Here is a 10,227-nt window from a genome sequence, read left to right on the forward strand (position 1 = left end):
GGCGGCGCGGGCAGCGCGGACGGCGGTCTGATGGAGAAGATCGGGCTGGCCCGTGCGCAGATCCGCGCGGCGCGGGCGGAGCCGAACCGGGCCACGGCGCGCGTCGAGCTCGATGCGGGCACGCAGACCAACGCGGACATGGCCGGGGCGCTGCCGCGTATCGCCTCCGCGCTGGACCTGCCCCCCTCTGCGGTGCGCTACCAGCCCGACCCGGACTCGGCCAGGCGCGGCGAGCTGGTCATCGTCCCCGAGGACATGCTGGCGGAGACGGTGGAGTGGGAAGGCCCCTCGAATCTCGGCGGATCGATCGCCGATCCGCTGGTCATCGGCCGCTACGACGACGGCGCGCCCCTGCTGCTGTGGCTGCCCGGCGACGAGAAGGAGGGGCGGAACTCCACGCACGTGCTGGTCGCGGGCGGAACCGGTTCCGGCAAGGGCGACGCCGCCCTCAACCTCCAGACCGAGATCCTCTCGCGCCGCGACGTGATGATGGTCTTCTCCGACCCGAAGGCGTTCCAGGACTTCCGGCCCCTGCTGCCCAGTTACGACTGGGCGGTGGAAGGCGGCGCCCCGTCCGAGACCATGGTCGCGGCCGTCCAGGCGGCGATCCCGGCCCGCACCCGCTGGCTCGGCGCCCACAGCTACCGCCAGTGGGTGCCCGAGGCCGCGCGCGAACAGCGCGACCCCAAGCACTCCTGCCGCCCCGACGGCCGAGCGTGCGGCTGCCCCGGCATGCCGTTCATGGTCGCCTGGTTCGAGGAGGCCGCGAACACCCTGCGGTTCATCGGCGACGACGCCTTCACCGGCATCGCGCAGGAAGCCCGGTCGGCGGGCGTGGCCCTGGTCATCTCCCTGCAGCGCCCGTCCTACGACCAGATGAGCACGAGCACGCGGTCCTCCATGCCGTCGGTGATCGCACTCGGCTGCCACCCCGACGACGAAGGGTTCAGCCTGCCCGACGAGGTCCTGGCCGCGGGCGCTCACCCGGGATCCTGGCGCAACCGCAAGCCCGGCTACTGCTACGTCGTCTCACCCGGCATCGACGAGGACCGCTACGCCTCCCCGGGCCGCACCTGGCGCTTCACACCCCGCGCCGTGGACGCCATGCAGCTGCTCGCCCTGTGGGCGCAGCGCCACGGCGCGGCCGCCGACCCCGTCACCGCGCGCGCCCTCAAGAGCGTCGCCGGGACCGCGTACACGGGCCGCTCTGCCCCCGACACGGCCGTGTCGGCACCGGCACAGGCCGGTGCCGCGGTCGCGTCGGAGGAGGACGACGACAGCGTGATGGTCGACCCGGAAGACGCCGACATCGACCCCGAGGCCGAGCTCCCCGAGCCGCAGCACGGCGACGACGACCCGCTGTTCGGGGCCGAGAGGGGCCGCAAGCCCGGCCCGCAGGAGGCCCGGCGCCTGTTCGCCCAGGCGCTCGCGGAGTTCGAGGCCGCGGGGCGCATGGTCGTCGGCCCGAAGGACTTCCTCGACTGGTGCGACCAACACGGCCTGTCCCGCCCGTGGGTGTCCGCGCGGCTGAAGGAGGCCGCCCTCGATGGGCGCCTGGAGCCGACCAACCAGACCGGTCGGTGGCGGATCGTCCCGCGCCCCGACGACGGCCCGGACGCTGCCCTGACGGCCGCCTGACGCCTGACACCGTCACGGCCGCCTGACACCCAAACCCCTAGGCACACGCGGTGTCACGCGCCCTGACAGCAGGCCGCTGACACCGCCTGACCCCCGACCTGACGCCTGAGAACGAGCGACCGGCCCGGATGCCCCCGGGCCGGTCTCGACACCCACGGAGGCTCCCGTGAACGCCAACTCGCAGTATCCCGCCCGCCCCGCCGGCGGCGCCGTCGGCGATGCGGACATCGTGGCCGCGCTTATCCCCGACACACCCGCCGCGCTCACTCCCGCTCCGGCGCCCGCGCCGATCCCCGACACCGCGACCCTGATCGCCCTCGCCGAGCAGCAGCTGCCCGCGGCCGCCTCCGGCACGGCCGTTGAGCGGTCCGACACGGACACCGACACAGCCGTGTCGCCCCTCGTGCCGCGCTGGGTCTGGCGCACATCCGCGACCGTCACCGTGTTCGCCGTGCTCGTCGCCCTGATCGCCGTCGTCGTGTGGGGCGTGTCGGCCCTCCTCGGTGCGGCCGCCGCCGGTATGACCGAATTCGCCGACGCGGTCGCGCCGTACGCGGTCGGCGCACTCGTCGTGGTCGTGCTCGCCGCCCTGGCGCTCACCCGCCGCAAGCGCGACGAGGGCGAGTTCGAGATCACCCAGACGCAGACGCAGATCGTGAGGTACCGCCGATGACCGCCACCACGCACCGCAGGCTCATCATCGGCGGGGCCGCCCTGGTCGCCGCCGTGGCGATGGCAGCCTCCGCCGACACCCTCGCGGGCCTTGGCCGTGCCGTCGGCTGGGACGACCGCCTGGCCTGGTCCCTGCCCGTCTCCGTCGACGTCCTCGCCCTGGTCGCCGGACTCGCCTGGCTCGCCGCCGGCGCCGGGCGCAGCCTCGGACGCGCTCTGACCCTCATCGCCGTGGCGGGCTCCGTCGTCCTCAACGCGGTCGGCCACCTGGTTGCCGTCGGACACATGCAGCCCGGCCCCCACCTCGTCATCGCCGTCTCGGCGGTGCCGCCGCTCGCGGCCGCGCTCGCCGTCCACCTCGGCGCCGCCGTCACCACCGACCAGCCCGCCGACATGGCCGCGCCGCTCGCCGACACGGCCGCGCCAGAGATCCCCGCGCCCGCCGCCCACGCGCCCGTTGAGGCCGTCACGGACGACCAGGACGCCATGCCCCCGGCGCACCCCGACACGCTCGACACGATCCCCGAGCCCGGCCGCTCCCTCACCGACACGGAGCTCGACGCGGTCGTGCACGTGCTCACGACCGAGACCGATCCGCCCCGCTCGTACAGGGACATGGAGGCCCGGTTCCGCACGCTCGGGTACTCCGCGGGCGCTTCCAGGCTCCGGGAGGCCTGGCGCCGCGTCACCGCCGACACCGACGTCGAGGCGCACGCATGAGGCCCTGAACTGCCAGAGGCCGGACGCCGCATGGCGTCCGGCCCTTTTCCGCACCACGGAACCCCAGAAGCCTCAACAGCCCCGAATCTCCCGCCCCGGGGGAACTTGCGGCCGCCGGTAACGCGCCGAAAGGGTGGGGCCTCTGACACTCCGTGAGAGCGGAGTGACAGGATCTACCCGAGAAATGGCAACGGGCCGGGGCTCTGACCTCCCGACCCGTCCGCCCCGCAGGTGCCAACACACCGAACGGAACGTTGCTCTGTGACGAGCGTACGAGACGTCGACCCGACGTCGCCACACCGGCCCACCGGACCACGCTGTCCGTGTGGTGCGCCGATCACCCACACCCCCGGCAAACGGCCGCGTGTGTACTGCTCGAACGCCTGCAAGCAGCGCGCGAAGCGTGCGCTGGCCAAGCTCGCCGCAGACGCCGACGGCGCCGCCGCGACCCAAAACGTGTCGCGCCTTGGGAAAGAAACAACAGAGTTTCCCACCCCCCGCCGACCTGCGGAAACGTCCGCCGGGGCAAAAAGGGACACGGACGTCGACGCCGCCCGGAGCGACGCGGCCCGACTGCGGAAGGCGGCCCGCTACAGCCGCCGCCGGACCCTGTGGCGGATCACCGGCGACGTCGCGTGCAAGGGCTGCGGCCGCGCCCTCATGGACCCGTCCTCGGGCGTGATCGTCGCGCAGACGGCCGCCGGGACGTCCGTCGTCCTCGGCCTCATGCGGTGCGGGCGGATCTGGCTCTGCCCCGTCTGCGCCGCCACCATCCGCCACAAGCGCGCCGAGGAGATCACCGCCGCCGTCGTCGAGTGGATCAAGCGGGGGGGCACCGCCTACCTCGTCACCTTCACCGCCCGGCACGCGAGCAAGGACCGCCTGGCGGACCTCATGGACGCTCTGCAAGGCACCCGCAAGACCCCGGACACCCCCCGGCGCCCCGGCGCCTACCAGCGGCTCATCACCGGCGGCACGTGGGCCGGACGCCCCGAGCGCGGAGTCGACGGCATCCGCGACCGGATCGGCTACGTCGGCATGATCCGCGCCACCGAAGTCACCGTGGGGCAGGCCCACGGCTGGCACCCGCACATCCACGCGATCGTGCTCGTCGGCGGCCGCACCACGGGCGAGAAGCGCGACAAGACGGTCGCCGGGACGTTCACGCCCACCGAGGCCTCGCTGGCCGAGTGGGAAGACCACTGGCGCACGACCTGGACCCGCACCCTCAAGGCCATCAACCCCAAGTTCCGGCCCACCGACGACTGCGAGCGGGCCGACTGCTCGTGCGGAGGCAAGGGCCACGGCGTCGACTTCAAACGGCTGCACACCGAGCGGGACGCGAACGACCTCGCCGAGTACATCGCCAAGACGCAGGACGGCAAGAGCCCGGCGCTCGAACTCGCCCGCGGGGACCTGAAGACGGCGGCCGGGGAGAACGTCACGCCCTTCCAGTTGCTCGGCCGGATCGGAGACCTCACCGGCGGCGTGCCCGAGGACGACGCGGCCGGGTGCGGCTCGCTGGAGTGGAACCTCGCTCGCTGGCACGAGTACGAGCGCGCCACCAAGGGCCGCCGCGCGATCGAGTGGACCCGCTACCTGCGCCAGATGCTCGGCCTCGACGGCGGCGACACCGAAGACGACGACCTCGACCTGCTCCTGGCGGCCGACGCCGACGGCGGCGAACTCCGCGCCGGAGTCGCCGTCACCGAAACGGGCTGGCACGCCGTCACCAAGCGCGCCCTCGACCTCGCCGCGACAGAGGCCGCAGAGGGCACCGACGGCAACACCGACCCGGACGCCATGGCGTCCCGCGTGCGCGACGTCCTGGCGCTCGCCGACGTCGCCGACACCGTCGTCGTCCTAGGCCCGCAACAGGTCGCCGATGCGTACGCCGAGATGCTCGAAAGCCTCGCCCGCCGCCGTGAGGAAGCCGCCGCACGACGGCGCCGCGAAGCCGAGAACGACGGCGACCAGGACGACGCCGAGGCCCGCCAGGAACACGCGCGGAACCACATCGCCCGCCTCAGCGGAGCGACCGGCGACTGGCGGCCGAAGACAGTTTGTCTTCGAGATCAGGTCACCTGATCTCCTAGCTTGCTCCCGGTCGGGGAACCCGGAAACTGGGCCCAGAAAGCACTAACTCGCTCTGCTCTGCTGCTGCGCCCTACAGGCGCAAGACCATGCACAGGGCGACGAAGGCGGCTATGCCCACGGTGGCCGCTGCCTCGAGGCTGGGGTGGGCGTAGACGACGTAGGCGATGACGGCGGCCGCGGTGGTCGCGGCAAGCAGTGACGTGCGGTCGTTGGTTGGCATGCCGCAGACAGTGAGGCACCGGGGAGCTAGGCCCGCAACTCTCGCGAAAATCCGTCTGCCGCCCCTGAAGCGGGGCCCGCTGTGCGTTTTCGCGAGCGCTTGACGGACGCTTCGTGGGCGCCTCGCGTCATGTGCCGCGGCGGCCCAACGGGCGGCGCCTGGCCGTCGTCGGCACGGCCGACGGTCCCGCCGGCGACTCCGGCTTCTCGACCCAGTCGCCGTCTGCCGCGCGTTCGGCGGCTGTCCGCGTGCGCGGATCGCGGACCGGTATCGGGACGTCGGGACCCTGCCCGAGCGGGCGGCGTGCGGTGCTCATCCCGGCAGTCTCGCGCACCCCCTGAACGTCCCCGCGAGGGGACGTACCTTTGTCCATCCGGTGCTGTTCGATCACACGGCTTGCTCTACAACTGGCCCTACAACTTGCCCGTCAACTTGCTCTGCAACTTGCCCTACAACTTGCCCTACAAATTGCCCCCAGAGGGCACCGGGCGAGGCCTCGGTCAAGGGGTCTGAACTGGAGGTCAAGGGGTCCGGTCAAGGCGTCTCGGTGGCGCCGACTACTTCCGTACGGGACCCCCTGCGGAGCACGGCCCGAGGTTCCGCCGCGCCTTTCGACGGTCACGTCCTGGTGCTCGCTGCCGCCGCCCGTGCGCGTGCTGCTGTGATTGCGGCGCAATCAGGCGAGACGGCCGGTCGGTCGTGATGCATTGGTGTGGGGGATCTCGTCGGCGGGCGGTTGTGCTGTGGGGCGGGAGGATCGCGGGGGCGATTCCGTCGGGCGGGAATCTGCGGCTCGTGCCGGGAGGACTCCGCGGGGCGGTCCAAGAGAGCAAGAGCTTTCGCCGACTTCGGCCCCGCCGTAGGCGGGTTGCTCGTCGTGCTCCTGGTGCTCGTCGTCGGCGGGCCGAGCGGCGGCCGGGGAGCGGGGCGGAGACAGGAGCGGTCCGGCCGCGGCCGGGCCGCGCCGACCGCGAAGCGGGCGGCCTTGAATGAAGTAGAGAAAGTTGTAACAGCTCCCCTGTCCGGACCTCCGGGGCGCGAAAGTGCCAGAGGTGTACCGCCGCACGCGGTCCGCGTACGGTCGTGCGCATGCCCAAGCACGACACCCCACGCTCCGCCGACGGGGCCAAGCTCTGCGCCTGGTGCGGCGGCGAGATCCGCCAGTCCGGCGTCGGCCGCAGCCGCGACTACTGCCGCCGCTCCTGCCGCCAACGCGCCTACGAACAGCGACAGGTAGAGCAGCGCATCGCGGACGTCATCGCCGCACGCTCTGTTTCGTCACGTGACGATTCCGGGCCTGCCGCAGAATCGTCACGTGACGAAACTCGGGACGCCCTCGAATCGTCACGTGACGAAACGGTGGGCGTGCTGCCGCAGGCCCGGCCGCCGTTGCCGCCGTTGCCGCCGCTCGGTCCGCGGCGTGACGCGCCCAACCCGCGGCCGTCGGCGGCGCAGCCTTCGGAGGAGCTGCCGGAGCTCCCGCCGCTTCCGCCGCTGCGCCGACGGCGGCGCGCGAACATGACCGCTTCGCCCATGCCGACGCTGCCCGGCCTCGACGACGACGCCCCGCGGTAGCGGCTCCTCGCGTGCACGCGTGAGCACGTGCACGCGTGCACGCCAAACGCGCGCGCGAGCCCCCGGATTCGACACGCTCGCGCGCCCCGACGATGCCCGCGCCGACGCGGAGCGACCACGGCGGCCGCCACTGGATCGCGGCAGCAGCTGCTCCCCCCTCAGCCAGGGCCGGAGGGTCCGGTCTCCTCACGCGCCCGCATCCGTGACGGCGGGAGTACGGCGCCCGGCCCGACTCGGCCGCGGTCGCCGGCGGCCGGAGCCGCGCCCCCCACCCCTCCCCCTCCCGCTGCTCTCGACGCGCGCAACGGCGATGCGGACGGGCGGCGGAGCACCCGCCATGTAAACCGCTCACCGATGCCGCCCCCGGACTGCAGAGGGCCGTAGAACGGCGAAAGGCCCGCACCTCCCTGTGAGGTGCGGGCCTTTGGCGTTGCGTCAGTCGATGACCTTCTCGATGCCAGGACGATGGACGTCCTCCCACAGTTCGAGGGGGCCGTCGTCGTCGCTGAAGAGCGTCCTCAGCACGAGCACGGCGGCGGTTTGGTCGGGCGCCAGGTCGATGCCGAACTCCGACAACTCGTTGCTGGCCGCGGGCCGGGCGCTCGCTCGCTGAGGGCCGCCCACGATTGCTTGGCCTGTGCGTTCCTTGTAGAGGTCGTGTCGGAACCGCTCGGTCGGCCCGGCGTCGAGAAGCTCGGGAAGGGCGCCCAGGGCGCGCGGGTGGATGAAGTTGAGGGCGAGCACGGTCGCCCTGCCCTCGCGTACGAAGACGCGTGAGCGCACCACGATCTCGTCGTACAGCTCGACCCCCAGCTCCTCGGCGACTTGGGGGTCCGCGCACGACCGGAGGCCCGCGAAGCGGCGTTCGGCGGTCTCACCGGGGGCGTAGGGGCGGCCGGTGCGGCGCAGTTGAGCCAGACGCCCGGCACCGGTCACGAGGCTCGTCGGCTGCTCGTCAGCGCGGAGCACCCGCGTGCCATGACCTCGCGAGACCTTCACCAGGCCCTCGGCCTCCAGGGTCTGGTAGGCGCGGTGCACGGTCGCGGTGGACCCTATGCCCTCCCGCACGAGGTCCGCGATCTGCGGCAGCTGCTGCCCGGGCGCGTATGTGCCGTCCGTAATTTTCGCGGCCATTGAGTCCGCGATGGCTCGCCACTTCGGTGTCTTCACCATGGCTGCTCCTCCTCGACGACGTCTCTCGCAATTCTAGAGTAGCGGGTTGACACTTCTAGAAGAGCGGGTGCACAGTCGTACTCGTCGACGCCCCGTGAGGCCCCACCTCACGGAGCGAAACGGCACCTCCATGCCTGGTCAGGCCGGGGGTGCCTCGAACGCAGAGCGACCCCGGCGTTGCACCGCCGGGGCCGCGACGGGCCGTTCCATCGAGAGGAGCACGACCCATGGCCGACGCTACCGCGCTGACCGCCGCCGACCGGCAGCGCCTCACGACCCTGTTCGTCTTGCACCACGACCGCTTGGTGCGGCGCCTGCGGGCGCGGCTCGGGCGGTACGACTACCACCTCGCCGAGGACCTGGCGGGCGAGACGTGGGCCCGTGCGGTCCGGGGCTTCGCGCAGTTCTCGGGCAGCGACGAGCAGTTCGGCCGCTGGCTGGCCACGATCGCGACCCGGACCCGGATCGACCACTACCGGGTGCGCCGCAACTCGGAGCGCCCCACCGACTTCAGCACCGCCCCGGCCGCCTACCGGCTGCCGCCGAGCCCGGCCGCCGAGGACCTGGCGGTGGCCCGGCTGTGCGCCTTCCTGCGCGCGCAGGACACCGCTCCGGCCCGCGAGGCGCTGGGGGTGGCGGCGTGAGCGAGGCCTTAGCGGACATGGAGGCTGCCCGTATCCAGGCCCAAGAGGCGCTGGAGGCGGCGCAGGAGGCGGCGGCCGCGCTGGCGGCGACGCTCGCGCAGGCCGCACAGCAGCAGGCCGGGGGTGCGCGATGAGCGAGTTCCAGCGCGTCCTGAAGCAGGCTCAGGGCTTCTGCCAGTGCGAGCACGGCAAGCCGGGTGCCTGCGGCTCCGACACCCACCGCGGCACCGGGCGCCGCTGCTACGAGCAGGCCAAGCCCCACCGTCCGCTCGTCGTCGCCCCGGTCGACCCCGAAGCACCCCTGCACGTGGCCGCGACGCTGCGGGCCGATGGCCTCCTGGTGATGTGCCAGCCGTGCCTGACCCGCCGCACCACCGGGGTGAAGAACGCGCACGCGGCGGCCCGCGCGGCCGCGGCGCCTGGCCTCTTCTCGGATGAGGAGGTGCGGGCATGACGACTCGTCGCGTGCGCACGACGAAGACCTCGGACGGGGCGACCACGGTCCGCATCCCGGGCCAGCGAGGGCGCAAGGGGCAGACGTTCGTGCTGCTGGTGCAGCCCGGCCGCCCCACCCCGGCGCGCCGCGTCCTGGCGGTCCTCGGGCGCCTGCTGTGGCGTCCCTGCCTGCTGCCCACGGGCCTTGCGGTGCTGCTGCTGGCCCTGACCGCGATCCTGCACGTCCTGGCGCCGTGGACGGCCTACCTGCTCGCGGGGGCCGGGCTGATCCCCCTGGCCGTGGTGCTCGCGAGGCCGGTCTCCGAGCGCAAGGACGGCGGACGCTTCCGCGAGTCCCTCAACGGCCTGCTGCTGGGCGTGGCGCTCGGCTCGGCCGCGGTGGGCCTGTGGGCCGCGCTCGCGGTCGAACTCGGCCCGCTGGCCGGGCCCCTCGAAATCCTCTGGTTCCTCGGCCTGCTGGCCGCTCAGGGCCTGCGGCTGCTGCCCGGGCTGACCTCGAAGGAGAAGGACTGACTGATGGCCACCAACGGCGCTGCCCCGAATAAGGGCAACAAGTTCGCCAACGCCGGGGCCGCCGCCGGCGGCTTCGTCGGGGCGATGGGCGGCAGCTTCATGCCGTCGATCAACATCAACGTCAACCGTGGCTCCCACGTCGTGGGCGGGGGCGGCCAGTCCCTGCTGCCGTCGCCGGAGTTCACGTCCCCGGCGCAGGTGAGGGCCTACTGCAACACCCTGCGCGCGGCCGGGGTGATGCTGTCCATGGAGGTCGCCATGGCGGCCGAGATCATGTACAGCGTCCTGGCCCACGTGCCCGACCCCGAGGGCCGGATGATGGCGGCGCGGGTCCGCGCGGCGAAGGTCTCCCGCAAGATGAAGAAGTCCGCGAACGCGCTGCGCGACGCCGCGAAGGACGCTGCGGCCTGCTACGCGGTGTTCCAGCAGGAGTACCAGGAGGAGATCAACCGCGTCCGCCACCGGGCCCGTCAGCCCAAGGCCCCGACGGTCGACTGGGCACAGCAGTGAGGCGGCGCG

At 72.9% G+C, this 10,227-nt stretch carries 13 protein-coding genes; 10 read left to right on the forward strand and 3 right to left on the reverse strand.

Translation table 11 applies throughout. The features are described from left to right. From ACFWZ5_RS42130 to ACFWZ5_RS42145, 4 genes are all read left to right on the forward strand, one after another. Window positions 1–1,638, forward strand: a 1,638-nt coding sequence (locus ACFWZ5_RS42130; protein WP_384892412.1) for a sporulation protein SsgA, incomplete at its 5' end; no start/stop codon positions are given. A gap of 166 nt (window positions 1,639–1,804) precedes the next feature. Further along, the gene (locus ACFWZ5_RS42135) at window positions 1,805–2,311 is read left to right on the forward strand and encodes a hypothetical protein (protein WP_384803845.1); all 507 of its coding nucleotides are present in this window, start codon (window positions 1,805–1,807) and stop codon (window positions 2,309–2,311) included. Then, window positions 2,308–3,030 carry a DUF2637 domain-containing protein gene (locus ACFWZ5_RS42140; RefSeq protein WP_384803842.1) on the forward strand — a complete coding sequence of 241 codons (723 nt, stop codon included), beginning with the start codon at window positions 2,308–2,310 and terminating at the stop codon, window positions 3,028–3,030. Before ACFWZ5_RS42135 ends, ACFWZ5_RS42140 begins: the two co-directional genes overlap by 4 nt. A 366-nt stretch (window positions 3,031–3,396) precedes the next feature. Continuing rightward, window positions 3,397–5,118: a transposase gene (locus ACFWZ5_RS42145; RefSeq protein ID WP_384803839.1), complete on the forward strand. Its 1,722-nt coding sequence runs from the start codon at window positions 3,397–3,399 to the stop codon at window positions 5,116–5,118. Window positions 5,119–5,197: 79 nt separating this feature from the next. On the opposite strand, the gene ACFWZ5_RS42150 is transcribed toward ACFWZ5_RS42145, so the two are convergent. Further along, window positions 5,198–5,347 (reverse strand): hypothetical protein, encoded by a 150-nt coding sequence (locus tag ACFWZ5_RS42150; RefSeq protein ID WP_384803836.1) that lies wholly within the window; start codon window positions 5,345–5,347, stop codon window positions 5,198–5,200. Between the two features lie 127 nt (window positions 5,348–5,474). Next, window positions 5,475–5,663 carry a hypothetical protein gene (locus ACFWZ5_RS42155; RefSeq protein WP_384803833.1) on the reverse strand — a complete coding sequence of 63 codons (189 nt, stop codon included), beginning with the start codon at window positions 5,661–5,663 and terminating at the stop codon, window positions 5,475–5,477. Window positions 5,664–6,436: 773 nt separating this feature from the next. Between ACFWZ5_RS42155 and ACFWZ5_RS42160 the strand changes: the two genes are divergently transcribed. Continuing rightward, window positions 6,437–6,922 carry a hypothetical protein gene (locus ACFWZ5_RS42160; RefSeq protein WP_384803869.1) on the forward strand — a complete coding sequence of 162 codons (486 nt, stop codon included), beginning with the start codon at window positions 6,437–6,439 and terminating at the stop codon, window positions 6,920–6,922. Window positions 6,923–7,357: 435 nt separating this feature from the next. Here ACFWZ5_RS42160 and ACFWZ5_RS42165 read toward each other — a convergent pair whose 3' ends face one another. Next, on the reverse strand, window positions 7,358–8,095 hold the full coding sequence (locus ACFWZ5_RS42165) for a GntR family transcriptional regulator (RefSeq protein WP_384803866.1): 738 nt from the start codon (window positions 8,093–8,095) through the stop codon (window positions 7,358–7,360). A gap of 227 nt (window positions 8,096–8,322) precedes the next feature. Here ACFWZ5_RS42165 and ACFWZ5_RS42170 point away from each other — a divergent pair, with 227 nt between their 5' ends. Genes ACFWZ5_RS42170 through traA form a run of 5 tightly spaced genes read left to right on the forward strand, consistent with a single transcriptional unit; the run spans window position 8,323 to window position 10,218 of the window. Next, on the forward strand, window positions 8,323–8,739 hold the full coding sequence (locus tag ACFWZ5_RS42170) for a sigma factor (RefSeq protein WP_384803863.1): 417 nt from the start codon (window positions 8,323–8,325) through the stop codon (window positions 8,737–8,739). Further along, window positions 8,736–8,873: a hypothetical protein gene (locus tag ACFWZ5_RS42175; RefSeq protein WP_384803860.1), complete on the forward strand. Its 138-nt coding sequence runs from the start codon at window positions 8,736–8,738 to the stop codon at window positions 8,871–8,873. Before ACFWZ5_RS42170 ends, ACFWZ5_RS42175 begins: the two co-directional genes overlap by 4 nt. Continuing rightward, window positions 8,870–9,193: a hypothetical protein gene (locus ACFWZ5_RS42180; RefSeq protein WP_384803857.1), complete on the forward strand. Its 324-nt coding sequence runs from the start codon at window positions 8,870–8,872 to the stop codon at window positions 9,191–9,193. The genes ACFWZ5_RS42175 and ACFWZ5_RS42180 overlap by 4 nt, the downstream gene beginning before the upstream one ends. After that, window positions 9,190–9,708, forward strand: a complete 519-nt coding sequence (locus ACFWZ5_RS42185) for a hypothetical protein (protein ID WP_384803854.1) — start codon at window positions 9,190–9,192, stop codon at window positions 9,706–9,708. Before ACFWZ5_RS42180 ends, ACFWZ5_RS42185 begins: the two co-directional genes overlap by 4 nt. A gap of 3 nt (window positions 9,709–9,711) precedes the next feature. After that, on the forward strand, window positions 9,712–10,218 hold the full coding sequence (gene traA / locus ACFWZ5_RS42190; protein WP_384803851.1) for a plasmid transfer protein TraA: 507 nt from the start codon (window positions 9,712–9,714) through the stop codon (window positions 10,216–10,218). The last annotated feature ends 9 nt before the right edge of the window (window positions 10,219–10,227 follow it).

The organism is Streptomyces sp. NPDC059003, assembly GCF_042740445.1.
In the GTDB taxonomy this organism is placed as follows: Bacteria; Actinomycetota; Actinomycetes; order Streptomycetales; family Streptomycetaceae; genus Streptomyces.